The sequence below is a fragment of the Rhizobium sp. BT04 genome, assembly GCF_030053135.1.
In the GTDB taxonomy this organism is placed as follows: domain Bacteria; phylum Pseudomonadota; class Alphaproteobacteria; order Rhizobiales; family Rhizobiaceae; genus Rhizobium; species Rhizobium binxianense.
In genome coordinates, this window is the sequence record NZ_CP125652.1 from 3,176,797 (window position 1) to 3,202,631 (window position 25,835).

Below are 25,835 nucleotides of genomic sequence, written 5' to 3' on the forward strand. Positions count from 1 at the left end.
TTAAAGACCTCTGAACAAGGCACCACAGCCAGCCATGACAGCGAAGAAAAAACCCAAGGTCTACATCACCCGCAAATTGCCCGATGCCGTCGAAACCCGCATGCGGGAGCTCTTCGACGCCGAGCTGAACATCGACGACGCGCCGCGTTCCGTTTCCGAGCTTGTCGCCGCCGTCAGGACCGCCGAGGTGCTGGTGCCGACCGTCACCGATCGTATCGACGCGGCGCTGATCGACCAGGCGGGGCCGCAGATGAAGCTGATTGCGAGCTTCTCCAACGGCACGGATCATATCGACGTCGAGGCGGCGGCGCGCAAGGGTATCACCGTCACCAACACGCCGAACGTGCTGACCGAGGACACCGCCGACATGACGATGGCCCTCATTCTCGCGGTTCCGAGAAGGCTTGGCGAAGGTGCGCGAGTGCTGACCGACAAGCCGGGCGAATGGGCCGGCTGGTCTCCCACCTGGATGCTCGGCCGGCGCATTCACGGCAAGCGCATCGGCATCGTCGGCATGGGCCGCATCGGTACGGCGGTTGCCCGTCGCGCCAAGGCTTTCGGCCTGTCGATCCACTACCACAACCGCAAGCGCGTCAATCCGGCCATCGAGGACGAGCTGGAGGCGACCTATTGGGAAAGCCTCGACCAGATGCTTGCCCGCGTCGACATCGTTTCGGTCAATTGCCCGTCGACACCGGCGACCTTCCACCTGATCTCGGCGCGCCGTCTGGCGCTGCTGCAGCCGACGGCCTATCTCGTCAACACCGCGCGCGGCGATGTGGTCGATGAAGCCGCGCTGATCAAGTCGCTGCGGGAGGGCCGGATCGCCGGTGCCGGCCTCGACGTTTTCGAAAACGAGCCCGCCGTCAACCCGAAGCTCGTCAAGCTCGCCAACGAGGGCAAGGTCGTGCTGCTGCCACATATGAGTTCGGCGACGATCGAAGGCCGCATCGACATGGGCGACAAGGTGATCATCAATATCCGCACCTTCATCGACGGCCACAGGCCGCCGAATCGGGTCCTGCCGGGCCGTTGAAGGCGGCGAGCTGAATTCAGGCGGTGCGGACCGGCGGTGCAAGGACCTTGCGCATCTCGACAAATGTCGTCCTGGCAAAACCGGGATGCGCCTTTTCGGCGGTTCTGGAAAATCCCCAGGCGGCGAAGACGGCGTGATTGTCGGTGAGTTCAATCCGCGTTTCCAGCCGCAACGCGGGAAGACCGAGCGCCGCAGCCGTCTCCTCGGCAATCGCCAGCAGCCGCTTGCCGAGGCCCTTGCCTTGTACCTCAGGCAGAACGGCGAGCTTGCCGACATAGAGGCAATCGGCCTCCGGCCGCAGGAATAGGCAGCCGATCAACTTTTCGCCGTCGATGGCGACATGGCAGATCTCGGCCCTGGCCTTTTCGGCGAGCGATACCGCCGTCAGCTTGAGCGCCGAGGATGGCGGGTCAATCCTGCCGTTCATCGAGGCGAAGGCGGCGAGGATCAGTGCGAGCAGTTCGTCCCAGCGCGTGAAGTTCTGGTCGAGGCGGACGATCGTCATCCGGTTTGTCTCTCCCGCGTGCGGCGTCTTCTGTAGCGGACCGTGTCGAAGCGGGCCGCAAGCGCGTCGTAGAGCAGCAGCCGTCCAACCAGCGGCTCGCCGGAGCCGGTGACGAGCTTGATCGCCTCCATCGCCATCATCGTGCCGATGACGCCAGTGAGCGCGCCGATGATGCCGGCCTCGGCGCAGGCGGGGATGAGCCCCGCCGGCGGCGCTTCCGGAAACAAGTCGCGATATCTGGGGTTGGGTGTTCCGTCCTCGGCAGTTTCATAGGGTTTGAGAACCGTCAGCGAGCCATCGAAACGCCCGACAGCGCCGCTGACGAGCGGAATGCGTGCTTCCTCCGCCGCATCGGCGGCGGCGTAACGCGTGTCGAAATTGTCGGAGCCGTCGATCAGGAGATCGAAGCCGGATAATTGCCGGCGGGCGGTCTCCGGGGAAAAGCGTTCCTCGAAGCGCATCAGCCGGACATGCGGATTGAGCCTGGCGATGGCGAAGGCGGCACTTTCCGTCTTCAATTCGCCGATCGTACCGGAATCATGGATCACCTGGCGCTGCAGGTTCGACAGCGACACTCGGTCGTCATCGACGATACCGAGCGTGCCGATCCCGGCTGCGGCGAGATATTGCAGAACCGGCGCACCGAGGCCGCCGGCGCCGATTACCAGCACCCGGGCGGCTTTCAGCCTCTGCTGGCCGGCGCCGCCGATCTCGGGAAGCAGGATATGGCGGTGATAACGGGCGATTTCGTCGGGGCTGAGCGGTTCCATGACGCCGACGTTATCATGGCGCCCGAGGCCGGGAAAAGCCGCTTCCGTCATTCGAACACTCTTCCGTCGGCAACCGTAAAGAACTGTGCCCTGTCGCCGAGCGCCGAAAACATGACGCGATCCGTTCCGGTCATGAAGGCCTGGCCGCCGAGCCCATCGATGAGGTCGAACAGCGCGGCCCGGCGTCCCTCGTCGAGGTGCGCCGCGATCTCGTCGAGGAGGAGGATCGGTGCGTGGCCGGTGAGGTTGCCGACGAGGCGCGCATGCGCAAGCACCAGCCCGACAAGCAATGCTTTCTGCTCGCCGGTCGAGCAGCGCTCCGCCTCCATTGCCTTCTCGCGGTGGTGCACGATGAGATCGGCCCGGTGCGGCCCCTCGAGCGTACGCCCTGCGCCGGCGTCGCGGTAGCGGCTCTCTGCCAGCATTGCCGCGTAATCGTCCTCGAGGTCGACCGAGGCGCGCGAATACTGCCCGTCCATGAAGCCGGAAAGCTGTAGCGATGCGGAAGGGAAGGGCGAGTTCTCGCGGCTCTCCTTGATCAGCCGGGTCAGCAGGCCGAGCATTTCCTGCCGGGCGAGCGCCATGGCAATGCCGAGGCTTGCCATCTGTTCCTCGATGCCGGCAAGCCAGGAGGGGTCGAAGCGGCCTTCATCCAGCAATTTGTTGCGGCTGCGCATGGCGCGCTCGAAATCGCTGGCGCGACGGCCATGGGCGGGATCGAGCGACAGCACCAGCCGGTCGAGAAAGCGGCGCCGGTCGGAGGAGGCGCCGGTAAAGAGGCCGTCCATCGCCGGTGTCAGCCAGAGAAGACGCAGATGGTCGGTCAGTTCCTCTGCGGTTTTGGCGGGGGTACCGTTGATCCGCAGCCTGCGGGCGGTGGTTTCCTCGCCCCTTTCGATCCCGGTGCCGATCTCGACGTCGCCTTCCATGCCGTCGAGGGCGGCGAAGATCGAAAAACCGCCGGATGCGCCGACCCGGGTGATGTCGCCATAGGCGGCGCGGCGCAGGCCGCGGCCGGGCGAAAGCAGCGAGACGGCCTCCATGAGATTGGTCTTGCCGGCACCGTTGTCTCCCGTCAGCACGGCGTGCCGGCCATCAAGGGCTAGGGCCGCCGACGCATAGTTACGGAAGTCTGTCAGTTTCAGACGGGAAAGAGAAACCTTGTGCGGCATCGAATGTCCGGAATCGTGAAGCGTGACAGTTAGAGCCTTTCCTGGCCAGATTGAAGCATTCTGTTGGCTCAAACGGAGTCGGATGGTCGACCGGCCGGCGCGCGTCGTAGCCCAGTTCTACGGCCAAGCCGGCCGGTCGATCAGCCGGCCCGTTTCGGCCAACCCGAAGGGCCGGGCATCTTTCCGCCAGGGCAAAGGCGATCGGCTCGGACGTACCAAGGGGTATGCCCGTCGCCAATCGCCTTTGCCCTGACGAAAACCTGCTCCGGCAGAATGCTTCAATCTGGCCAGGAAAGGCTCTAAGCCTAAGCGGCGTTGATAGCAAGGCTGACAGCTTGACTGCCGGGGATCGTGTCCCTCTGGTGGTGTCGGACCGCGGCGGTATTTTTTGGCGGATCCTGTGACCGAGGTCCTGGCGTCCGACACCCACTCGATGTAACGGGCACCTAGCCACTCTCCAATCGGCTAAAAATACAACCTGAGAGCGGATGATCCGGCACCGCTGGGCCGAGATCGTCGACGGTCACGATCAACGTCGGCAAGCGCCGGATATTAGGGCTTTTACTGCATTCCCTGGAGGTCGCTGACGTAACGTAAAGCCCAAAAAAAGTCGGTTGAATTTTGCAACTGCAGGGTTGAGTTATCCCGTGAAACCGATATGGTAAACGAACTGTTTAGGTATGAGAGAGCGATGAAGTGCCAGATCCGGTTGATATTATCGTCGGTCGCAACGTAAGACAGTTTCGCGCCCTTCGCCGTGTTTCGCAGCTCGAGCTTGGCGAAGCACTCGGACTGACTTTCCAGCAGATCCAGAAATACGAAAAAGGCGCGAACCGCGTTTCCGCCAGCAAGCTGCATCAGATCGCGGTTTTTCTCGATGTCGAGATCTCTGCTCTTTTCGAGGGGGTATCGCAATTCGGCAGCCGGGTCGAACTCAGCCCTGATGCCTATGCGCTTGCCCTGAGCTACGACAAACTGAGCTCATCGGCGGGCAAGGAAGCAGTCAAGACCATCCTCACCCTCATGGTTGGCGAAACGGCCGAAACCGCCGCCTGATCTCACCGAGCCTCACACAGAGCATGACCTGGGTCCGGGGGATATCTGGACACATGCAGCCGTGCGGCAATTTGGAGACATCAAGACAAGACCGGACGCATGTCCGTTGATGCGATTCTATGCCGTGCGTTTTAGTGAATCTCGCATTCGTGCAGCGCCATCAGCAGATCGTCCTGCGTCTGGTGGCCGGCATGATAGAGGTCGATGGCGATGCTGGCGATGGAAAGGCCCTGCTGGCTGCGAAGCTTGATGTTGCGCTCGGCGCACCATGTGTAGAGGGCGCCGGCGAGAACGTCGACATCTTCGGACTGAGAGGAAAAGGCTGGCGCCATGGCAGATACCCTTGGTTTTGTTGTTCCCGACTGACGGCAGAGACTGAATTCATTTGGAAAACTTGCAAGCGGCATCATATGGCTGCGTTAACGCAAGACATGTTCCGCCCCGTCGCCGTGCCGATCCGGGACAATTTGCCCGGCGCGAACGGCGAATGTCGCAAATTGGGGCAATTGCAAAAGCGCCAGGAGAACACGGCAAAGCAAAAAAGCCGGAGACGTTTCCGTCCCCGGCTTTCGAGATGGATCGATCGATCGCACTCAGCCTTCGAAGAATTCCTTCATGCGGGCAAAGAAGCCCGTCGATTCGGGATTGTTCTCCTTGGAGGAAAGCTGCTCGAATTCCTGCAACAGCTCGCGCTGGCGCTTCGTGAGCTTTTGCGGTGTCTCGATCTGGATCTGGATGTAGAGGTCGCCCGTCTGCGCCGAACGCAGCACCGGCATGCCCTTGCTCTTCAGGCGAAACTGTTTGCCGGCCTGCGTGCCCTCGGGCACGCTGACGCGCGACTTGGTGCCGTCGAGCGTCGCCACGTCGAAGGTTCCGCCGAGAGCGGCCGTCGTCATCGAGATCGGCACGGCGCAATAGAGATCGGCTCCGTCGCGCTGGTAGAATTCATGCGGTTTGACCGACAGGAAGATATAGAGATCGCCCGCCGGTCCGCCACGGGCACCGGCTTCGCCCTCGCCCTGCAGGCGGATGCGCGTACCATCCTCGATGCCGGCGGGAATATTGACCGAGAGCGAACGCTCCTCCGTCACCCGGCCCTGGCCGTGGCACTTCGGGCAGGGATCGGGAATGATCTGGCCGCGGCCATGGCAGGTCGGGCAGGTCCGCTCGATCGAGAAGAAGCCCTGTGCCGCGCGCACGCGCCCCGTTCCCTGGCAGGTGCCGCAGTTCTTCGGCTGCGTGCCGGGCTTGGCGCCCGAACCCGAACAGACGTCGCAGGTGATCGATGTGGGAACGCGGATCTGCGCCGTCTTGCCGGAGAAAGATTCTTCCAGCGTAATTTCCATATTGTAGCGAAGATCGGCGCCGCGCTCCCGGCCGCCCGACGAGCGCTGGCGCGCGCGCCCTCCACCCATCATCTCGCCGAAAATATCCTCGAAGATGTCGGAGAAACCGCCGCCGGCAAATCCGCCGCCACCGCCGCCGCCCATGCCGCCATGCTCGAAGGCCGCATGGCCGTAGCGATCATAGGCCGCCCGCTTCTGCGGGTCCTTGAGCATCTCGTAGGCTTCGTTGATTTCCTTGAACTTGCGTTCGGCGTCCTTGTCATCCGGGTTCTTGTCCGGATGGTATTTCATTGCCAGTTTGCGGAAGGCGCTTTTCAGCTCTTTCTCGTCCGCCGACTTGGCTACACCCAGAGTTTCGTAAAAGTCCGCTTTTGCCATTAAGGATTAAACCCCGGAAATGGATTTCCGGCTGCCATGGTGAGCAGCCGGATCAGGTGTTGAAGCATAACCACGCCGTCGCGGATTACGCGGACTTCTTGCGGTCGTCGTCCTTGATTTCCTCGTAGTCGGCATCGACGACATTGTCGCCGCCTTCCGCGGAGGCATCGCCGGCAGCGCCGCCTTCGGCCTGCTGCGCTTCATAGATCGCCTGGCCGAGCTTCATCGACACTTCCATCAGCGTCTGGGTCTTCGCCTTGATGTCGTCGGCATCCGGCTCGGTCGCTTCCGAAGCGGTCTTCAGCGCGGCGATCGCATCCGAGATCGCGGTGCGGTCGGCCTCGGAAACCTTGTCGCCGTAATCCTTCAGCGACTTTTCCGTCGAATGGATCAGGCTCTCGGCCTGGTTCCGGGCTTCAACGGCTTCGCGGCGCTTCTTGTCCTCGGTGGCATGGGCTTCGGCATCCTTGACCATCTTTTCGATGTCGGCGTCGGAAAGACCGCCGGAAGCCTGGATGCGGATCTGCTGTTCCTTGCCGGTGCCCTTGTCCTTGGCCGAAACCTGCACGATGCCGTTGGCGTCGATGTCGAAGGTGACTTCGATCTGCGGCATGCCGCGCGGCGACGGCGGCAGGCCGACGAGGTCGAACTGGCCGAGCAGCTTGTTGTCGGCAGCCATTTCACGCTCGCCCTGCGAAACGCGGATGGTGACGGCCTGCTGGTTGTCTTCGGCCGTCGAGAAGGTCTGGCTCTTCTTCGTCGGGATCGTCGTGTTGCGTTCGATCAGGCGGGTGAAGACACCACCGAGCGTCTCGATGCCGAGCGATAGCGGCGTCACGTCGAGCAGCAGCACGTCCTTGACGTCGCCCTGCAGAACGCCGGCCTGGATGGCGGCGCCGAGCGCGACGACTTCATCCGGGTTGACGCCCTTGTGCGGCTCCTTGCCGAACAGCTGCTTGACGACTTCCTGTACCTTCGGCATGCGGCTCATGCCGCCGACGAGAACCACTTCGTCGATTTCGGCCGCGGTGACGCCGGCATCCTTGAGCGCTGCCTTGCACGGTGCGATCGTGCGCTGGACGAGATCGTCGACCAGGCTCTCGAGCTTGGCGCGGGTCAGCTTCAGCGTCAGGTGCTTCGGACCGGAGGCATCGGCGGTGATGAACGGCAGGTTGATTTCGGTCTGCTGCGAGGAGGAAAGTTCGATCTTTGCCTTCTCCGCAGCTTCCTTGAGGCGCTGCAGGGCAAGCTTGTCGTTCTTCAGGTCGATGCCGTTGTCTCGCTTGAACTCGCCGACGAGATATTCGACGAGACGCATGTCGAAGTCTTCACCGCCGAGGAAAGTATCGCCGTTGGTGGACTTCACTTCGAAAACACCGTCGCCGATCTCGAGGATCGAGATATCGAAGGTACCGCCGCCAAGGTCGTAGACGGCAATCGTCTTGCCTTCTTTCTTGTCGAGGCCGTAGGCGAGTGCGGCAGCGGTCGGCTCGTTGATGATGCGCAGAACTTCAAGGCCGGCAATGCGGCCGGCATCCTTGGTTGCCTGGCGCTGCGCGTCGTTGAAGTAGGCGGGAACGGTGATGACGGCCTTCTCGACCTTTTCGCCGAGATAGGATTCGGCAGTTTCCTTCATCTTCTGAAGGATCATCGCGGAAATCTGCGCAGGCGAGTAGCCCTTGCCATTGGCTTCGACCCAGGCGTCGCCATTGTCGCCTTTGACGATAGTGAAGGGAACGAGGTGCTTGTCCTTCTCGACGGTCGGGTCTTCGTAGCGGCGTCCGATCAGGCGCTTGACCGCAAACAGCGTGTTCGTCGGGTTGGTGACTGCCTGGCGCTTGGCCGGCTGGCCGACGAGGCGTTCGCCATCATCGGAAAAGGCCACCATGGAAGGGGTCGTGCGTGCACCTTCCGCATTCTCGATAACCTTCGCGTCCTTGCCGTCCATGACTGCGACGCAGGAATTCGTCGTTCCAAGGTCGATACCAATTACTTTTGCCATGTCATTCTCTCCTTGAAGCAAGCTGTCGGAACCCCGAGAAGGCATTTCCCTGACAGCCCCTTACGGGATGGGTCTACTTAAGATTACGCAATCGTGATTGCGGTGATGCGGCGTATATAAGGAGCGGTTTTCTGGACTGCAAGGCGAGAAATGGCCCGGAATCCAGCAAAACGAATGTGTTGCATTCAATTTTGACAGTCACCGGGAAAGAGGTCGCCTCATCACCGGAAAGCAGCCGATTTCTCATGCATGCCGCCCGGAAACGTGCAGCGGTGCCAGGATAACGACATCCATCAAAACCCAGGGCGAAAGGACGTCGCTCAATCAAATCCGGACCACCGCGTTTCGCGGCATCGAACTGGCGCCGGCCGTGCAGCACAGATCTCATTGGCCCATGATCAGATCCAGCAGCGTCGTGCGCCGCGGCTGGACGGACGAGGTCGTCTGCGGCGACCCGACATCGCCTGGTGGAACCATGCTCTCGTCGCCCGAACCGCCGCCTTCGGCAATGTCTGCAGGCGGAACCGGACCGTTGCCGGAGCTTGCCGGCTGCTGCCGGGCAGGCGCTTGCGGATAGCGGTTTGCATTGTCGTTGCCGCCGAAGACGCCGGAAATGATACCGCCGATCGTCGACGGCGGCGCTTCGGCCGTCATCGGTTGCCCGCTGCCCGCCTGTCCATTACCCGCTTGTCCATCAGCAGGGGCCGCCTGCGCCATCGGCTGGCCATTGTTCGGGTCGCCGATCAGCTGGCCGTTGCCGAAGAGCGGCGCCGGTGAAAGACCCTTATGGGCGGCGATCATGAATTCCTTCCAGGCCTTGGCCGGCAGGCCGCCGCCGGTCACCTTCTTCATCGGCTTGCCGTCGTCATTGCCGAACCAGACCCCGGTGGTGAGGTTGCTGGTGAAGCCGACGAACAGTGCGTCGCGGGAGTTCTGCGTGGTGCCTGTCTTTCCGGCCGCCTGCCAGCCGGGGATCTTGGCGCTCTTGCCGGTGCCGTTGTCGATGACGCCCATCATCATCGTATCCATCTGGGCGGCGATTTGCTCGGAGAGCACACGCGGCGGGCTGTCATAGGTATTTTCGTAAAGAACCTTGCCCTCGGCGGTCGTCACCCGGCGGATGACGTGCGGCGTCGCCTTGTAGCCGCCGTTCATGAAGGCGGCATAGGAGGCCGTAAGTTCCATCAGCGACACTTCCGAGGTGCCGAGCGCGATCGAGGCATTCGGCTGCAGCTCGCTTTCGATGCCGAGCCGGTGGGCAAGCTTGATCACCTGATCCGGCCCGTCATACATCACCAGCTGGGCGGCCACCGTGTTCAGCGATTTGGCGAGCGCCGTCGCCAGCGTCACTTCGCCATTGTATTTCTTCTCGTAATTCTCGGGCGTCCAGTCGCCGATGCGGATCGGCGCATCGTTGAACACCGAAAAGGGCGTCAGCCCCTTTTCGAGGGCGGCGGCATAGACGAAGGGCTTGAAGGAGGAACCCGGCTGGCGTTTGGCTTTGACGGCGCGGTTGAACTGGCTCGTCGCATAGTCCCTGCCGCCGACCAGCGCCCGGATCGCACCGGTGCCGTCGATCGAGACGAGGGCCGCCTGCGAGGCGTCGAGCTTGCCGCCCTCCTTGTCGAGCACGTCGACCAGCGATTGCTCGGCCTTCTTTTCCAGCGATTTGTCTATTGTGGTATCGACGATGACGTCTTCCTTGACCTCGCCGATCAGCCCCGGCAGCTCGTCCATCACCATGTCGGCGACATAGTGCCCAGCCCCCGACCAGTAGCTCTTGGCCGAGGCCGGGGTCTGCGACATCGCCGTCTTCACCTCGGAATCGGTGATGAAGCCCTGTTCACGCATGGCCGCAAGCACGAGCTGGGCGCGCGCATTGGCCGCTTCCGGGTCGCGCGCCGGTGAAAGCCGCGACGGCGCCTTGAGCAGGCCGGCCAGCACCGCGGCTTCGCCGAGGTTCACGTCTCGCGCCGATTTGTTGAAGTAGCGGCGTGAGGCCGCCTCGACGCCATAGGCGTTCGATCCGAAGAACACCCGGTTGAGATACATGGCAAGGATCTGGTCCTTGGTGTATTTTTGCTCCAGCCAGAGCGACAGCAGCACCTCCTGCACCTTGCGTTCCAGCGTCCTCTCAGGGGAGAGGAAGAGGTTCTTGGCAAGCTGCTGCGTCAGCGTCGAGCCGCCCTGCACCATGTGGCCAGCCGTGAAGTTGGTCACTACAGCCCGGCCGAGACCGAGCGGATCGACACCGAAATGCGAATAGAAACGCCGATCCTCGATGGCGATGACGGCTTCGGGAATATAGGGCGACATGTTTTCGAGCGACAGCGCCTCGCCGCCGGTGGCGCCGCGATTGGCGATGACGCTGCCGTCGACCGCGGTGATCTTGACGTTCGGCGGCCGTTCCGGGATCGCCCATGTGCTGGCGCTCGGCATGCGCGAGCCATAATAGACCACCAGCCCGGCAAGGCCGATGCCGGCCCAGATGAACAGCACGACGCACCAGTAGATCACGCGGCGCAGGAAGCCGAAAAGGCCACCGCCTTCGCGCTCTCGCGGCTCGCGCCGCTTCTGCGGGGCGGCACGCTGCGGCGGCGGTTTTGAACTGCCGCGGCGCTGGGATCGGCTTCCGGCGATGCGGTCATCGGCATCGAGCGAAAATTCGTCATCGTCGCGTGCCGGGCGGCCGCTGAAGGACGGTTCGATTCTGTCGCCTGATCTGCCTCTGCCTGCCATCGCCGACCGGTCGCACCCCATGTTCGATCGCGAAGCCCGGCTTCGCACAACTGCGCGCTTCTACAGCGCCGCGTCTTTTTAGACGCGCAAAGGACGCTGTAGCACTTTGAAGTGCTGCATAATTTTGTCCTGAAATCGATTCCGATTTCCGGAATTATGCAGTGGCGACGTGATCATCCGACTGAACTGTAATTGCGGCGATTTAACGGGGTATTAATAATGGAAAGCAAAGCAGATCGCGCCGCCAAAGCGGCCACATCATTGACCTTCAGAACTGGCGGGCCTCGTAATCGTCGAGCGTTTCCGGGTCCTGCTTATATTCCCACTCGCCCAGATGAAAGCGACGCCAGATCTGGCCGGAAGGGTTGAGGCTCGCCCCATCGGTAAGGCGGACAGGCAGGATGGGGTTGTATTTGTGCCAAACGGTCACATCTATGGCGGCTGCCCGAGCGCCGAAAAGCCTTGGGAAAGCCAGGTAGTCTTGCGTCATCAGGATCCAGCCCCGAGCGGATCGAGATCAATCCGCAACGCCACAAAACTGCAACAAAGAATCCCGCAAGACAAGAGCATCACGACGCCCTCACATCAAATTGTCTCACATCAAATTGTCTGGGACCTCCTGCCGGCATCGATGCCATTCCTTGCGGCTGTCACAAATATGCATGCGTCGCGTCGGCTTGCGCTCGCCGGTGCCGTGACAGGCCAGGCATCCGGGCAGGTAATCAATGGTCGATTCGACAAAATTGGACGAAGCAGCTGCCGGCCCGACCGGACGGAGGAAAGCCGACGGGAGATGCTTTACGGTTACTCCGCAGACATGCGCGCGCTGCTTTCGGTACTCCGCCGAAGATCTTCTGTGAGATCGACGGAACCAATAGGCTCCGCGATTGTTTAAGAACAAGCGGGACAACCCCTCACGTCCCGCGCATGATCGGCCGTCTCCCCTCAACACGCGCCGATCGACATCAGGCCCGGTGCATCCCTCATGGGAGCGCCGGGCTTTTTCTTGCAGCCGGCCTTGAGAAGAGAGGCGGCATTGCTGCCGCCTCCGATATCTCAGTCGCAGGAGGGATCGCCTGGGCGGCAGACGAAGGGCGAAGCCCGGGGGTCTGGGCGGTTGTAGGTGTCGGCTTTCCCGCCCCTGAACTGCGGCAGATCACGGAAATCCGAGCTCCTGGTGTTGCCTCTGTTGTCATTATCCCGACGACGGTCCGACCTGCGATTATCGTCTCTGCGGTCGTCTCTTCGATTGTCGTCGCGCCAGTCCCGGTCGCGATCCCGGCTGCGATCCCCATAGTCCCGATCCCGATCCCGGTTGCGGTAGTAATAGTCGGGCCCGCGGCTCCAGCGGTCGCGGTCGCGATAGAAATCGCGGTCGCGGTAGTTGCGGTCCCAATAGTTGCCGACACTGAAGCCGATCATCGGAATGCCGAGCGGGCGGTAATATTGCGGACCGACATAGACACGCCGTTGCTGGTAGACGGCCTGCACATATTGGCCGGAAACCCAGCCGCGGCCGCCATAGAATTCGACATCGCACCAGTTGACGTTGGAAAGGCATCCACGGATTTCGACGGGGGAGCCGGCAGGCACGACAGCGACAGCGGGGTATCGTGTACTTGGACCTGCACGCATGTTGACGTTCGCTGTCGAGTAGCCTTCGGCAGCTTGCGCCATGGCCGGAGCCAGCGCAAACAGGCCAGCGGCGGCGATTTTAACAATGAGATTTTTCACGCTTCTCACTCCTCGTTGGCGTGTTTTCAGGCAGCGCTCGGCTGCCTTTCTTGGCATATGCCATCTGGAAGAAAAGATAGAGCGATCGCCCACATTTGTTAGGGCGTCACCATTTTCCTTGTCTTTCAATGACTTATACTTCTGTCGCGATGAACGCAGCTTGAACGAGGGGAATTTTGTGATGTGAAGTGGCGTTTTCGATATGCCGCATGAAATCGCAAATGTGGGACCTGAACGCTGCGGCGTTAACGGCCGGTTAACCTTTCACGGCCAGTCTTATTGCAATACCGCTTTCTCCTTGACCACGGATGAACTGGCACTGAGGCGAGCGGACGACGAAAGGCCGGTTTGAACCGGCCTTTTTGTTGTCGCGCTGCGCGTATTGACTGAAGACGCGGCCGTTTCCCTCAGGCGGCGAGCGCCTGAAGAATCCGCACCCAGGAACGAATGCCCTTGTGGTAGGAGACGAGCTCGTATTTCTCGTTCGGCGAATGGATGCGGTCGTCGCTGAGGCCGAAGCCGACGAGCAGCGATTCCATGCCGAGCATCTTCTGGAAATCGCCGACGATCGGGATTGATCCGCCCATGCCGATGACGATGGCGGGTTTCGGCCATTCATCGGAAAGCGCGGTCTTTGCCTTGGTCAGAACGGGTGAATCATAGGAGAGATGGATCGCCGGCGAGCCGCCATGCGGATGGAACTCGACCGAGCAATCGGCGGGAATCTTCGAACTGACATAGGCGCGGAAAGCCTGGCGGATGGCGGCCGGATCCTGCGTGCCGACAAGCCGGAACGAAACCTTGGCAGAAGCCTTGGCGGCGATGACAGTCTTGAAGCCTTCGCCGGTATATCCGCCCCAGATGCCGTTGATTTCTGCAGTCGGCCGCGCCCAGGTCAGCTCCAGCACCGAACGGCCCTTTTCGCCGGACGGAATGGAAAGGCCGACCTCGCCGAGGAATCTTTCCGCGGTCTTCCCCAGCGTTTCCCAGGACGTCTTGATGTTATCGGGCGTTTCCTCGACGCCGTCGTAGAATCCGTCGAGCGTAATGCGGCCCGTCTCGTCATGCAGGCCGGCAAGAGCCTCGACGAGAATATGAATCGGATTTGCTGCCGCACCCCCGAAAAGACCGGAATGCAGGTCGCGGTCGGCGGCGGTAACGACCACCTCCTCGCCGACAAGGCCGCGCAGCGCTGCGGCGATCGCCGGCGTGTCGCGGTCCCACATGCCGGTATCGCAGACCAGCGCATAATCGGCCTTGAGTTCGGCGGCATTGGCTTCGAGGAAGGGCTTCAGGGATGGCGAGCCGGATTCCTCCTCGCCCTCGAAGAGAATGGTGATGCGGCAGGGAAGCGCGCCGTTGATCTCCTTATAGGCGCGGCAAGCCTCGACGAAGGTCATCAACTGGCCCTTGTCGTCGGAGGTGCCGCGGCCGGTCAGGATCTTGCGGCCCTCGCCGACATCCTTGATCGATGGTTCGAACGGGTCGTTTTCCCAGAGCTCGATCGGATCGACCGGCTGAACGTCGTAATGGCCGTAGAAGAGAACATGCGGCGCATCGGCGGAAGCGCCGGCATGGTGGGCGACCACCATCGGATGGCCGGGCGTGTCTCGGACCGAGGCTGTAAAGCCGAGCCCTTCAAGATAGGCGACGAGCCATTCTGCGGCCTTTCGGCATTCGGCTTTAAAGGCGGGATCGGTGGAAATCGACTGGATGCGCAGAAGTTCGAACAGCTTGTCGAGGCTCGAGGGAAGATTTTGGTCCGCGCGCGCAAGCACCTGATTGATATCGGTCATTTTCGACTCCTTTTGAAATTCGGCCGGACGATAGACCAAACCAGAAAGGCAGGCGAGGCGGAAAAACAAAAAATCGGCGGCGCCAGAGGCCGGCGAGGCAAAGATCAATATCGGGAAGATTTGCTGGATAATATAGAAGAGAATTCTAATTCAATTTACAGTTATTTAGCATAACCTAAATAGCTTGATCGAATTCAGCTGTGGGAGGGGCAGATGTTTTCGGTCATTGCATGTATTAGGGACGATCACGACTGGCGATTGGTGCTTGTGGCGGCCGCGGTTTGCCTGGTCGGCGCGATGGCGGCGATGCTGCCGCTGTCCCGCGCTCAGGAATGCGATGCCGGGCGGCGCAAGCTCTGGATCGGCGCCTCGGCTTTCGCTTTCGGCACCGGCGTATGGGCAACGCACTTCATCGCGATGCTGGCCTATGACGGCGGCATGCCGATCGGCTACCAGCTGGGCCTGACGGCGCTCTCCTTCCTCCTGTCGGTTGTCGTTTCGTGGGCAGCGATTGTCGTCGCTTCGCAAAACCGCGGCAGGTTTTCACACCTCCGCGGCGGCGTGCTGATGGCGCTCGGCATCGCCTCCATGCACCTGACCGGCATGCAGGCGATCGAAACCCAGGCGGCAATCCTTTATGATCCCGTCATGACGCTGAGCGCGGTTCTTGCGGGAGCGCTGTTGTCGAGCGCCGCCTTTCACGCCTTTTTCCAATTGAAGGGACTGCGGCGGCTCCTCGCCTCGTCAATCACCTTCGTTCTCGCGATCTGCGCTCTCCATTTCATCTCGATGGCCAGCATCACGCTCGTGCCGGATCCCGGCAAGCAAGTTCCGGCAACGGTGCTCGACGCCAGCCTGCTTGCTGCGATCGTCGTGGTGGCGGCGACGGCGCTCATTCTGATTGCGCTCGCGGTGGTCTTTATCGAAAGCCACCTGACGGATCTGAGAGGGCTCGCGAATGCCTCGCAGGAAGGGCTGCTGATTCTGCGCGAAGGCCGGATTATCGATGCCAATGAACGCTTCCAGGGGCTTTCCGGCTGGAAGCTTGCCGATCTTGCCGGCAAGGCGCCATCGGCTGTTTTGACCGCTATTCAGGGCACAGGGCAGGGCAAGCCTGGTGAGATGCTGCTCAATACCAGAAACGGCAGGGAGATCGCCGTCGAAGTGACGGCGAGCAGGATCGTTTATCGCGGGCACAATTGCGAGGTGCTGGCGGTGCGTGATCTCACCGAGCGCAGGCAGGCCGAGGAGATGATCGAACATCTCGCCCACCATGATGTGCTCACCGATCTGCCGAACAGGTCGCTGTTCGATACCCGCATCCGGCAGGCACTGCAGATGGCCGAACGAAAGAACAGCGAGGTTGCCCTCTTTTATCTCGACCTCGATCGCTTCAAGGCCGTCAACGATATTTTTGGTCATGCCGAAGGCGACCGCATTCTCGGCAAGGTCGCCTCGATCCTGCGCCGCGTGGCCGATGAAAGCGATACGATCGCCCGCCTCGGCGGCGATGAATTCGCCATCATCCAGCCCGCCGGGCAACAGCCGGCGGCGGCGCAAAAACTTGCGGCTGATATCCTCGACGAGTTCGCCGCCGAGATGGACACCGCGCGCGATCCGACTGCCGTCGGGGTGAGCGTCGGCATTGCACTCTATCCCGCCGATGGGGCTACGGCCGAAGAACTCTGCAACAATGCCGATACCGCGCTCTACCGGGTCAAGCATGACGGGCGCGGCAAGGTCTGTTTCTTCGATGCGGAAATGGACAAGGCGGCACGCAACCGCCGCCAGATCGAAAGCGAACTGCGCCATGCGATCACCCGCAACCAGATCCATGTCGACTATCAGCCAATCCTCGATGCGCTGAGCGGCGAGATCGGCGGTTACGAGGCCTTGATGCGCTGGAACCGGCCAGGTCACGGCTTGACCGAGCCCGATATCTTCATCCCGATCGCCGAGGAAAGCGGTTCGATTGTCCAGCTCGGCGAATGGGTGTTGCAGCAGGCCTGCAGGGAGGCCGTGCGCTGGCCGCTGCCGTTGAGGATCGCCGTCAATCTTTCGCCGGTGCAATTCATGCTGCCGAACCTCTGTGAGCGGATCGAGGCGACCCTCACTGAGACCGGGCTTGCGCCCGGCCGGCTGGAGCTTGAGATCACCGAGACGGCCCTCATTCGCGATCGCGACCGGGTGATGATGACGCTGCTGCGGCTGCACAAGCTCGGCGTGCACATCGTCATGGATGATTTCGGCACCGGTTTCTCCTCGCTTTCCAACCTACGGTCATTCCCTTTCGACAAGATCAAGGTCGATCGCAGTTTCACCGGCGTGCTGGAACACGATGCGGCGGCGCGCTCGATCGTGCGCGCCATCATCGGCCTTGGTCACAGCCTCGGCATGCCTGTCGTGACGGAAGGCGTGGAAACCGAGATGCAGCGCCGGATCGTCGTCGAGGAAGGCTGCGCGCAAGTGCAGGGCCTTTTGCTCGGCAAGCCGGATGTCGAGCCGAGCGTCAAGCTTGCCGCCCACGAAAACGTCCTGACCGCGCAGATCGAAACCGGGATGTCCTCACTACGACACGCACTCCGTGCCGGCGAGTGATCTTACAGCGCCGCGCGTCTTTTCAGACGTCGATTCCGATTTAAGGAATATGCAGTAGTCAGAGCGCCTTGGCGTTTTCCAGAAGCCGGCGGATATATTCGAGCGTCAACTCGCGCTCGAAGACCCTGAAGCCTTTGAACAGCGCAAGGTCGGCCTCGCGCGCCGTCTCGATCGCCTCGGCCTCCATGGCGCGGGCCTTCGGCGTCAGGAAGAGCAGTTGCGCTCGCTTGTCGGAGGGATGCGGCCGGCGTTCGATCAGCCCGTCGCGGACCATGCGCGAAAGCGTATTGGCCATGGTCGCCTGTTCGATATCGACCCGCTCGAGAAGCTGTTTCTGGGTCAGTCCGTCCTCGGCCCAGAGTTCCAGCAGAATGGGGAACTGGCCCGGAGAAAAACCGAGACCGGCCGCGCGCTGGTGCAGCGAGCGGGCAAAGCCCTTCGCCAGTTGGCTGGCAAGGTAGGCTCCCGAATCCATGCGGTTAAATCCCATGATTGTAAGTTAGGCTCAAAACCATGCCGGAGACAATGCAGCAAATCGCATGCGATGCTCCAAAATATGTAAGCCGCGACGATAAATTCGAGTGGCTGGAAAAAACAAAAGTCGCCATGGCCTGGAGGTTGGCCATGGCGACTTTAAAGTGGGGACAAAGGCCCGGAGAGGGGGATAAGGCCTTTGTCCAAGCCTGACGCGGCGGGGGACAAGCCGGTAATCAGACCCGCGGCGCGATCAAGCGCCGGTGACATCGATTTGGGTCCGCAAATGTGGTTTTTCAAGGGTCACGCCACGTTACAAATCGGTAACAGTTTGGTGAGCAGCGATCCCGAACGGGCGATTGCCATAATCTCTGGGCGCGAGAACTTTATATGGACCTCGTCCCATGCCCGCGCTATCCATGCACGCATGAAAAAAGGCGATCACCTCTTCCTAGTCGATGGTTCCGGATTCATCTTCCGGGCGTTTCATGCACTGCCACCGCTGACCCGCAAGACGGACGGCCTGCCGATCGGCGCCGTGTCAGGTTTCTGCAACATGCTGTGGAAGTTGTTGAGAGATGCGCGCAATACCGATGTCGGTGTCACGCCGACACATCTCGCCGTCATCTTCGATTATTCCGCCAAGACGTTTCGCAAGGATCTCTACGACGCCTATAAGGCGAACCGCTCCGCCCCGCCGGAAGAACTCATCCCGCAATTCGGCCTTATAAGAGAGGCCACCCGCGCCTTCAATCTGCCCTGCATCGAGACCGAAGGCTTCGAGGCCGATGACATCATCGCCACCTATGCCCGCCAGGCCGAGGCAGCAGGCGCCGATGTCACCATTGTCTCCTCCGACAAGGATCTGATGCAGCTCGTCAGCCCCAATGTCCATATGTATGACAGCATGAAGGACAAGCAGATCGGCATCCCCGATGTCGTCGAGAAATGGGGTGTGCCGCCGGAAAAGATGATCGACCTGCAGGCGATGACCGGCGATTCCGTCGACAATGTTCCCGGCATTCCCGGCATCGGTCCGAAAACCGCCGCCCAGCTGCTTGAGGAATATGGCGATCTCGACACGCTGCTCGAACGTGCCACCGAGATCAAGCAGGTCAAGCGCCGCGAGACGATTCTCGCCAATATCGATATGGCCAGGCTCTCGCGCGACCTAGTGCGGCTGCGCACCGATGTGCCGCTCGATCTCGACCTCGACGCGCTGGTGCTGGAGCCGCAGAACGGCCCGAAGCTGATCGGCTTCCTCAAGACGATGGAATTCACCACGCTGACGCGTCGCGTCGCCGAGGTCTGCGATTGCGATGCCAATGCCATCGAACCGGCGATCGTCCGCATCGAATGGGGTAAGGCGGCCCATGGCCCCGATCTCAATGCGGCGGAGCCTGCGCCCGTTGCCGGCGGCATCCCCGACGTCTCGGGCGAATCGGTGCCGGTACCGCCGCGTGCGAAGGCGAAAGCCGCCGTCGAAGGCGCCTTTTCGCCCGCCGATCTTGCCAAGGCGCGTGCCGAAGCCTTTGCGGCGCTGCCTTTCGATCATTCGGCCTATGTCACGATCCGCGATCTGGCCACACTCGACCGCTGGATCGCCGATGCGCGCGATACCGGCCTCGTCGCTTTCGATACCGAGACCACGTCGCTGGATGCGATGCAGGCCGAGCTTGTCGGCTTCTCGATGGCGATCGCCGACAATGTGGCCGATCCCACAGGCACAAGGATCCGCGCCGCCTATATTCCGCTTACCCATAAGAACGGCGTCGGCGATCTGCTCGGCGGCGGCCTTGTCGAAAACCAGATCCCGATGCGCGATGCTCTGCCGCGGCTGAAGGCATTGCTGGAGGACGAATCGGTTCTGAAGGTCGCCCAGAACCTGAAATACGACTACCTGCTGATGAAGCGCTACGGCATCGAAACGAAGAGTTTCGACGACACGATGCTGATTTCCTACGTGCTTGACGCCGGTACCGGCGCGCATGGCATGGACCCGCTCTCGGAAAAATTCCTCGGCCATACCCCGATCCCCTACAAGGACGTGGCGGGCAGCGGCAAGGCGAACGTCACCTTCGATCTCGTCGATATCGACCGCGCCACCCATTATGCCGCCGAAGACGCCGACGTGACGCTGCGACTTTGGCTGGTGCTGAAGCCTCGGCTGGCGGCGGCAGGATTGACCAGCGTCTATGAGCGGCTGGAGCGGCCGCTGTTGCCGGTGCTGGCGCGTATGGAAGCGCGCGGGATCACCGTCGACCGGCAGATACTGTCGCGCCTGTCCGGCGAATTGGCCCAGGGTGCCGCGAGGCTGGAAGACGAGATCTACCAGCTCGCCGGCGAGCGGTTCAACATCGGCTCGCCGAAGCAGTTGGGCGATATCCTGTTCGGCAAGATGGGCCTTGCCGGCGGCAGCAAGACGAAGACAGGCCAATGGTCCACCTCGGCGCAGGTGCTCGAGGATCTGGCCGCCGCCGGTTTCGAACTGCCGCGCAAGATCGTCGACTGGCGCCAGGTCACCAAGCTGAAATCCACCTATACCGACGCGCTTCCGGGTTACGTTCACCCCGAGACGAAGCGGGTCCATACGTCCTACTCGCTGGCATCGACGACGACGGGGCGCCTGTCCTCCTCCGAGCCGAACCTCCAGAACATTCCGGTGCGCACCGCAGAAGGCCGCAAGATCCGCACCGCCTTCATCTCGACGCCTGGCCACAAGCTGATCTCTGCCGACTACAGCCAGATCGAACTGCGCGTGCTTGCCCATGTGGCGGAGATCCCGCAACTGACCAAGGCTTTCGAAGATGGCGTAGACATCCACGCCATGACGGCGTCGGAAATGTTCGGCGTGCCGGTCGAAGGCATGCCGGGCGAAGTGCGCCGCCGCGCCAAGGCGATCAATTTCGGCATCATCTACGGCATCTCGGCCTTCGGCCTCGCCAATCAGCTGTCGATCGAGCGTTCGGAAGCCGGCGATTATATCAAGAAATATTTCGAGCGCTTCCCCGGGATCCGCGACTATATGGAAAGCCGCAAGGCCATGGCGCGCGACAAGGGCTATGTCGAGACGATCTTCGGCCGGCGAATCAACTATCCCGAAATCCGCTCGTCCAATCCGTCCGTGCGCGCCTTCAACGAGCGTGCGGCGATCAACGCGCCGATCCAGGGCTCGGCTGCCGACGTCATTCGCCGGGCGATGATCAGGATGGAGCCGGCCCTTGTTGAAGCCGGCCTTGCAGAGCGTGTCCGCATGCTGCTGCAGGTGCATGACGAGCTCATCTTCGAAGTCGAGGACGAGGATGTCGAAAAGGCGATGCCGATCATCGTCTCGGTCATGGAAAATGCCACCATGCCGGCGCTCGAAATGCGCGTGCCGCTCAGGGTCGATGCGCGCGCTGCCAGCAATTGGGACGAGGCGCACTAACGGCGTTCCTTAAAAGGGCAAAGATTTTTCTGCCTCACGCAAATCGTTGAAATCGCAGCAAATTACCTCCGAGACCCGTATCGGAACGATACGGCGGGAAGGAACTTATTAACCTTCCTTTTCTATCCCGGTAGGGTCGTAATTTGTTAGGCATGAGTGAGTAGCGGACGCATGCGTTTTCCCAGAACCAATTTGACGGACGCCGGTGACTTTTCCAGCGGGATTGAAGCGGAGCTTCCGGAGGTAAATCCAGGAGAAAAGCCGGCGGCGCCGATCTGGCAGAGCAATTTTTCTCTCGCGCCGAATGTCCGTTTCACTCGCACGCCGGAAACGCTGATCAGCAAGCGCCGCGGGCCGAATGAGCCGGTTCGCGATGATTCGCAGATTGGACAGCAGGCGATACGGATAGAGCCGGTCGCCGTCGACGTGCCGTTCGATATCTATCTGCCGGAGCCGGATGAAATTTCCCCAGCACCCGTGGTCGAACTGCAGCCGCCGCCCTTGGCTGACGAGGCGGTCGCGCCGGCCTTCCGTGCCACCGCCGAGCTTTCCTCCATTTCGGATTTCGCCTTCTGGGAAGTCATGGCCTTCGAAGAGGCCGAGCCGGTTCGAGCGCCGCCCCTGATCTCGTTCCCGAAGGCTGAGACATCACCCGAATCGATCACGTCGCTGTTCCGCATCATGGAATGGCGCCCCGGCCGGCCGGCTCCCGCTCCCGTCGTCTCCCGCCCGGCTCCGCCGCCAGCGGTCTCCGCCAAGGTCGCCATACGTCCTCCGGTCGCCCCTTCCCTGGAAAAACCGAGGCGCATTGCTGTCGAGGCACCGGTCGTGCCGGCATCTCAGGCGATACAGGCGCCTCCGATCGCGCCAGCCCCCCAGATTGCGTGGGCTCCCCAGGTCTCGCCGCCGCCGCAGCGCACGCCGCCTGTCGCTGCGGTTCTGCCATCGCCGCGCCTGGCTGCGCGGCCCGAAAGGGTTGACGCCTCAGGCTATGAATTCCCGCCGCGCGCCCTGTTGCAGGAGCCGCCGGAACGCCTCGGCGAGATCATGTCGCAGGAGACGCTGGAGCAGAATGCCGGGCTTCTGGAAAGCGTGCTTGAAGATTTCGGCATTAAGGGCGAGATCATCCATGTCCGCCCCGGCCCTGTCGTCACCCTCTATGAATTCGAGCCGGCGCCAGGCGTGAAGTCGTCGCGTGTCATCGGCCTTGCCGATGATATCGCCCGCTCCATGTCGGCGCTCTCGGCCCGTGTCGCCGTCGTCCCCGGCCGCAACGTCATCGGCATCGAATTGCCGAATGTCACCCGTGAAACCGTTTATTTCCGCGAGATGATCGAAAGCCAGGATTTCGAGAAGAGCGGCTACAAGCTGGCGCTCGGCCTCGGCAAGACCATCGGCGGCGAGCCTGTGATTGCCGAGCTCGCCAAGATGCCGCATCTACTCGTCGCCGGCACCACCGGCTCGGGCAAGTCGGTCGCCATCAACACGATGATCCTGTCGCTGCTCTACCGCATGACGCCGGAACAGTGCCGGCTGATCATGGTCGACCCGAAGATGCTCGAACTCTCCGTCTATGACGGCATCCCGCATCTCTTGACGCCGGTCGTCACCGATCCGAAGAAGGCGGTGATGGCGCTGAAATGGGCCGTGCGCGAGATGGAGGAGCGTTACCGCAAGATGTCGCGCCTCGGCGTGCGCAATATCGACGGTTACAATGACCGCGTGGCGCAGGCCCGCGACAAGGGCGAGACCATCCATGTCATGGTCCAGGTCGGCTTCGATAGGAGCACCGGCGTCCCGATCGAGGAAAACCAGGCGCTGGACCTGACGCCGATGCCCTATATCGTCGTCATCGTCGACGAGATGGCCGACCTGATGATGGTCGCCGGCAAGGAGATCGAAGGCGCGATCCAGCGTCTGGCGCAGATGGCCCGCGCCGCCGGCATTCATCTGATCATGGCGACACAGCGCCCGTCGGTCGATGTCATCACCGGCACGATCAAAGCGAACTTCCCGACCCGCATCTCCTTCCAGGTGACCTCGAAGATCGATAGCCGCACGATCCTCGGTGAACAGGGCGCCGAGCAGCTGCTCGGCCAAGGCGACATGCTGCACATGCAGGGCGGCGGGCGGATTTCCCGCGTCCACGGTCCCTTCGTTTCGGATCTCGAGGTTGAAAAGGTCGTTGCCCATCTGAAAACCCAGGGCCGCCCCGAATATCTCGACACCGTCACCGCCGATGAAGAGGAAGAGACGGAAGAGGAAGAAGCCGGCGCCGTCTTCGACAAGAGTGCCATGGCTTCCGAGGATGGTAACGAGCTCTACGAGCAGGCGGTCAAGGTCGTCATGCGCGACAAGAAATGCTCCACCTCCTACATCCAGCGCCGCCTCGGCATCGGTTATAATCGGGCCGCCTCGTTGGTCGAACGCATGGAGAAGGAAGGCCTCGTCGGCCCAGCCAACCACGTCGGCAAGCGCGAGATTGTCTCGGGACGGGGCGATGGCGATTAATCGCGCGCGGAGTGCGGCTGCGCACTCCGATTCATGTTCTTAAAACCGCCAATCGCAGCGTCTCGCTGACGAACTCGGTCTTTCCGCCGGTGTAAAAGTCCCAATCGCCACCCGCCTCCACAGCCAGACGGCGTTTCAGGTCGGCATAGGCCTGGGCTCTTTCCGGGTGATCCCGGAGATAGTCGCGAAACAGGATGCGCTCACGGTGCGCGCGGTTACCAGGGCCGCAAAGATAGAGCCTGAATCCACAACCGTCGTGATCCCGGGTGAAGGCCCAGCTTTCTCGCCAATATCGCCGTGGAAGACGAAATCCGTAGCGCGCACCGCATCGATCGCCGTCGGCAGAACCTCGTCGGAGATCGTGACGACGTCGAGGTCGACCTTTGGCTTGGCCGCCAGGCCGGGCACCGATGTGCTGCCGATATGATCGATGGACAGCAGGAGGTCGCCGAGCAGGGTGGAGATCTCGGCGCGGATTTCGGCAAAGAGCACCGGCCAGGACGGGTCGTAGTCAACCACTTTGACGGCGCGCATGCCCTTCCCCATGATCTCGGTCAGTGCGTCTCGACCAGCAACCCGTCGAGGATCTTGACCATCTTCTGCTCGGCCTCTTCGAGCGAACCGCTATTGTCGAGATCCGTCACGTCGTATTCGCCGCGCACCGTCAGCGGCCCGCGGGCGAGCCGGGCCATGATATCCTCATGCGTTTCGCGGCCGCGTGCCTCCAGCCGGCCGGCGAGCACTTCGGGACGGGCGGTGACGTTGATGACTTTCAGGCGGGGGAAAGCGGCCTGGAAGCGGTGCAGCGCCGAACGCGAGCCGTTGGCGACGACGACATGGCCGCGCGACAGCGCCACCGAGACCTCGGCCGGAATGCCGTATTTCAAACCGTGCGCTTCCCACCAGACGGCGAAGGAGCCTGACTGCTCCATGGCGGCAAACCCTTCGAGGGAGACGGAAAGATGGTCTTCGCCGCCGGCGTCACGGTGACGGGTGATCACGCGGCGGACGAAGTGCACGGTGTCGCGCCCGGCAAAACGCTTTGCCGCGAGGTTCATCAGCGTATCCTTGCCGGCGCCGCTCGGCCCGACGACGACGACCATGATGCCGCGTTCGGCTCCGGCTCCGGCATGGGGTTCGTGCGGCGTCATGCGACACGGCGTCCCTGGCGCCAGACGGAGCGTGTCACCGGCACGCCATGCGAGCGGTGAACGCGGACGAGATCGGCACGCAGCCCGGTGGCGATCCGGCCGCGATCATCGAGGCTGACGGTGCGGGCAGGCGTCGACGTCACCATGGCGATCGCCTTCGGCAGCGTAATGCTCTCGACTTCATCGGCGAGGATGAACGGGGCGTGCAGCAGGCTCAGCGGCACGTAATCGGAGGAAAGCACGTCGAGCACGCCCATTTCGGCAAGGTCCCGGGCGGCGATGTTGCCGGAATGGGATTTGCCGCGCACGATGTTCGGCGCGCCCATCAGCACGCTCATGCCGTGCTCGTGCGACGCCCGGGCGGCATCGAAGCTGGTCGGGAATTCGGCAAGCCGCACGCCGTTGTCGATCGCCTCGTCGACATGGGAAAGCGTCGCGTCGTCATGGCTTGCCACGGTGATGCCGCGCTCGGCGCAGACCTTGGCGATGGCGTTGCGGTGCGGCGTCGAATTGCGCGCCGATTCCGCCTGGCGCTTGGCGACGAAACGGGCAAAGACCTCGTCGCTCAGGCCGCGCTTCTTCTGGTAGTAGAAGATATATTGATCCATGGTCTGGAACTGCCGCTGGCCGGGCGCGTGATCCATCAGTGAGACCAGCCGCACATGCCGGTCGTTTTCGAAATCGCCGAAATGTTCAAGCACATTGTCGGCCGAGACCTCGCAGCGCAGGTGCAGCAGGTGCTCGGCGCGCAGCCGGCCTTCCTTCTCCGCCGACTGGATGGCATCGGCCATCTCGCGCATTTCGCCGTGTTCGAAGCCGCCGTCCTCGTCCGCACCCATGCGCAGGCAGTCGAACACCGTGGTAATGCCCGATGTGACGATCTGGGCGTCGTGCGCCTGGACTGCGGCGGTCTTATTCCAGCGAATGCCGGGACGCGGCTGGTAATGGCCTTCGAGATGGTCGGTATGCAGCTCGACGAGGCCGGGAATGACGTAGTCGCCTTCGAAATCTTCGCCGGCTACCGAACTCCCCTCGGAAATATCGGCGATCTTGCCGTCGCGGATGAGAATCGAGCCTGCGAGGATGTTATCCTCGAGAACGATGCGGGCGTTGGAAAACACGGTCTCTTTGCTCATGTCG

General features: G+C 62.0%; 18 protein-coding genes and 1 pseudogene. 5 read left to right on the forward strand and 14 right to left on the reverse strand.

The features are described from left to right. The first annotated feature begins 34 nt into the window (after positions 1–34). Complete coding sequence (locus QMO82_RS23680) at positions 35–1,036, forward strand: D-glycerate dehydrogenase (protein ID WP_183609978.1); 1,002 nt, start codon at positions 35–37, stop codon at positions 1,034–1,036. Between the two features lie 16 nt (positions 1,037–1,052). On the opposite strand, the gene QMO82_RS23685 is transcribed toward QMO82_RS23680, so the two are convergent. The 3 genes from QMO82_RS23685 to recF are packed head-to-tail and all read right to left on the reverse strand — an operon-like array spanning position 1,053 to position 3,483. Next, complete coding sequence (locus tag QMO82_RS23685) at positions 1,053–1,541, reverse strand: GNAT family N-acetyltransferase (RefSeq protein WP_183609979.1); 489 nt, start codon at positions 1,539–1,541, stop codon at positions 1,053–1,055. Further along, positions 1,538–2,362 (reverse strand): molybdopterin-synthase adenylyltransferase MoeB, encoded by an 825-nt coding sequence (locus QMO82_RS23690; RefSeq protein ID WP_183609980.1) that lies wholly within the window; start codon positions 2,360–2,362, stop codon positions 1,538–1,540. The genes QMO82_RS23685 and QMO82_RS23690 overlap by 4 nt, the downstream gene beginning before the upstream one ends. Then, positions 2,359–3,483, reverse strand: a complete 1,125-nt coding sequence (gene recF / locus QMO82_RS23695) for a DNA replication/repair protein RecF (RefSeq protein ID WP_183609981.1) — start codon at positions 3,481–3,483, stop codon at positions 2,359–2,361. Before recF ends, QMO82_RS23690 begins: the two co-directional genes overlap by 4 nt. 696 nt (positions 3,484–4,179) lie before the next feature. Between recF and QMO82_RS23700 the strand changes: the two genes are divergently transcribed. Then, on the forward strand, positions 4,180–4,539 hold the full coding sequence (locus tag QMO82_RS23700; RefSeq protein WP_183609982.1) for a helix-turn-helix domain-containing protein: 360 nt from the start codon (positions 4,180–4,182) through the stop codon (positions 4,537–4,539). Positions 4,540–4,670: 131 nt separating this feature from the next. Here the strand turns inward: QMO82_RS23700 and QMO82_RS23705 are convergent, their stop codons facing one another. The 7 genes from QMO82_RS23705 to QMO82_RS23735 all read right to left on the reverse strand — a co-directional run bounded on the left by QMO82_RS23705 (position 4,671) and on the right by QMO82_RS23735 (position 14,534). After that, entirely contained in the window at positions 4,671–4,871 is a 201-nt protein-coding gene (locus QMO82_RS23705; protein WP_097617223.1) for a hypothetical protein, read from the reverse strand. Positions 4,872–5,132: 261 nt separating this feature from the next. Beyond that, positions 5,133–6,263: a molecular chaperone DnaJ gene (gene dnaJ / locus QMO82_RS23710; RefSeq protein WP_097617222.1), complete on the reverse strand. Its 1,131-nt coding sequence runs from the start codon at positions 6,261–6,263 to the stop codon at positions 5,133–5,135. Positions 6,264–6,348: 85 nt separating this feature from the next. Further along, on the reverse strand, positions 6,349–8,265 hold the full coding sequence (gene dnaK / locus QMO82_RS23715; RefSeq protein ID WP_097617221.1) for a molecular chaperone DnaK: 1,917 nt from the start codon (positions 8,263–8,265) through the stop codon (positions 6,349–6,351). 384 nt (positions 8,266–8,649) lie between these two features. After that, positions 8,650–11,004, reverse strand: a complete 2,355-nt coding sequence (locus QMO82_RS23720; RefSeq protein WP_183609983.1) for a transglycosylase domain-containing protein — start codon at positions 11,002–11,004, stop codon at positions 8,650–8,652. 268 nt (positions 11,005–11,272) lie between these two features. Next, positions 11,273–11,494, reverse strand: coding sequence for a hypothetical protein (locus QMO82_RS23725; protein ID WP_183609984.1), 222 nt, complete (start codon positions 11,492–11,494; stop codon positions 11,273–11,275). Between the two features lie 566 nt (positions 11,495–12,060). Next, entirely contained in the window at positions 12,061–12,738 is a 678-nt protein-coding gene (locus QMO82_RS23730) for an SH3 domain-containing protein (RefSeq protein WP_183609985.1), read from the reverse strand. 407 nt (positions 12,739–13,145) lie between these two features. Beyond that, positions 13,146–14,534 carry a dipeptidase gene (locus QMO82_RS23735; protein ID WP_183609986.1) on the reverse strand — a complete coding sequence of 463 codons (1,389 nt, stop codon included), beginning with the start codon at positions 14,532–14,534 and terminating at the stop codon, positions 13,146–13,148. A gap of 213 nt (positions 14,535–14,747) precedes the next feature. Here QMO82_RS23735 and QMO82_RS23740 point away from each other — a divergent pair, with 213 nt between their 5' ends. Continuing rightward, the gene (locus QMO82_RS23740; protein WP_183609987.1) at positions 14,748–17,132 is read left to right on the forward strand and encodes an EAL domain-containing protein; all 2,385 of its coding nucleotides are present in this window, start codon (positions 14,748–14,750) and stop codon (positions 17,130–17,132) included. 58 nt (positions 17,133–17,190) lie between these two features. On the opposite strand, the gene QMO82_RS23745 is transcribed toward QMO82_RS23740, so the two are convergent. Continuing rightward, the gene (locus QMO82_RS23745; RefSeq protein WP_097617215.1) at positions 17,191–17,607 is read right to left on the reverse strand and encodes a MarR family winged helix-turn-helix transcriptional regulator; all 417 of its coding nucleotides are present in this window, start codon (positions 17,605–17,607) and stop codon (positions 17,191–17,193) included. Positions 17,608–18,033: 426 nt separating this feature from the next. Here QMO82_RS23745 and polA point away from each other — a divergent pair, with 426 nt between their 5' ends. Both polA and QMO82_RS23755 read left to right on the forward strand, forming a co-directional pair. Beyond that, entirely contained in the window at positions 18,034–21,033 is a 3,000-nt protein-coding gene (polA, locus tag QMO82_RS23750; protein ID WP_183609988.1) for a DNA polymerase I, read from the forward strand. Positions 21,034–21,204: 171 nt separating this feature from the next. Beyond that, positions 21,205–23,544 (forward strand): DNA translocase FtsK, encoded by a 2,340-nt coding sequence (locus QMO82_RS23755; protein ID WP_183609989.1) that lies wholly within the window; start codon positions 21,205–21,207, stop codon positions 23,542–23,544. 31 nt (positions 23,545–23,575) lie between these two features. Here the strand turns inward: QMO82_RS23755 and QMO82_RS23760 are convergent. The 3 genes and pseudogenes from QMO82_RS23760 to QMO82_RS23770 all read right to left on the reverse strand — a co-directional run bounded on the left by QMO82_RS23760 (position 23,576) and on the right by QMO82_RS23770 (position 25,831). Then, positions 23,576–24,078: pseudogene (locus QMO82_RS23760) on the reverse strand (GrpB family protein). Between the two features lie 20 nt (positions 24,079–24,098). Further along, on the reverse strand, positions 24,099–24,695 hold the full coding sequence (gene phnN / locus QMO82_RS23765) for a phosphonate metabolism protein/1,5-bisphosphokinase (PRPP-forming) PhnN (protein ID WP_183609990.1): 597 nt from the start codon (positions 24,693–24,695) through the stop codon (positions 24,099–24,101). Beyond that, positions 24,692–25,831 carry an alpha-D-ribose 1-methylphosphonate 5-triphosphate diphosphatase gene (locus QMO82_RS23770; protein WP_183609991.1) on the reverse strand — a complete coding sequence of 380 codons (1,140 nt, stop codon included), beginning with the start codon at positions 25,829–25,831 and terminating at the stop codon, positions 24,692–24,694. Before QMO82_RS23770 ends, phnN begins: the two co-directional genes overlap by 4 nt. Between the last annotated feature and the right edge of the window lie 4 nt (positions 25,832–25,835).

What these genes read in the sequence shown, in the direction of transcription:
- dnaK (WP_097617221.1), bottom strand. Translation starts at nt 8,265, where the DNA reads ATGGCAAAAGTAATTGGTATCGACCTTGGAACGACGAATTCCTGCGTC.
- QMO82_RS23720 (WP_183609983.1), bottom strand. Translation starts at nt 11,004, where the DNA reads ATGGCAGGCAGAGGCAGATCAGGCGACAGAATCGAACCGTCCTTCAGC.
- QMO82_RS23735 (WP_183609986.1), bottom strand. Translation starts at nt 14,534, where the DNA reads ATGACCGATATCAATCAGGTGCTTGCGCGCGCGGACCAAAATCTTCCC.
- recF (WP_183609981.1), bottom strand. Translation starts at nt 3,483, where the DNA reads ATGCCGCACAAGGTTTCTCTTTCCCGTCTGAAACTGACAGACTTCCGT.
- dnaJ (WP_097617222.1), bottom strand. Translation starts at nt 6,263, where the DNA reads ATGGCAAAAGCGGACTTTTACGAAACTCTGGGTGTAGCCAAGTCGGCG.
- QMO82_RS23755 (WP_183609989.1), top strand. Translation starts at nt 21,205, where the DNA reads ATGCGTTTTCCCAGAACCAATTTGACGGACGCCGGTGACTTTTCCAGC.
- QMO82_RS23740 (WP_183609987.1), top strand. Translation starts at nt 14,748, where the DNA reads ATGTTTTCGGTCATTGCATGTATTAGGGACGATCACGACTGGCGATTG.
- QMO82_RS23685 (WP_183609979.1), bottom strand. Translation starts at nt 1,541, where the DNA reads ATGACGATCGTCCGCCTCGACCAGAACTTCACGCGCTGGGACGAACTG.
- phnN (WP_183609990.1), bottom strand. Translation starts at nt 24,695, where the DNA reads ATGACGCCGCACGAACCCCATGCCGGAGCCGGAGCCGAACGCGGCATC.
- polA (WP_183609988.1), top strand. Translation starts at nt 18,034, where the DNA reads ATGAAAAAAGGCGATCACCTCTTCCTAGTCGATGGTTCCGGATTCATC.
- QMO82_RS23680 (WP_183609978.1), top strand. Translation starts at nt 35, where the DNA reads ATGACAGCGAAGAAAAAACCCAAGGTCTACATCACCCGCAAATTGCCC.
- QMO82_RS23690 (WP_183609980.1), bottom strand. Translation starts at nt 2,362, where the DNA reads ATGACGGAAGCGGCTTTTCCCGGCCTCGGGCGCCATGATAACGTCGGC.
- QMO82_RS23725 (WP_183609984.1), bottom strand. Translation starts at nt 11,494, where the DNA reads ATGACGCAAGACTACCTGGCTTTCCCAAGGCTTTTCGGCGCTCGGGCA.
- QMO82_RS23770 (WP_183609991.1), bottom strand. Translation starts at nt 25,831, where the DNA reads ATGAGCAAAGAGACCGTGTTTTCCAACGCCCGCATCGTTCTCGAGGAT.
- QMO82_RS23745 (WP_097617215.1), bottom strand. Translation starts at nt 17,607, where the DNA reads ATGGATTCGGGAGCCTACCTTGCCAGCCAACTGGCGAAGGGCTTTGCC.
- QMO82_RS23705 (WP_097617223.1), bottom strand. Translation starts at nt 4,871, where the DNA reads ATGGCGCCAGCCTTTTCCTCTCAGTCCGAAGATGTCGACGTTCTCGCC.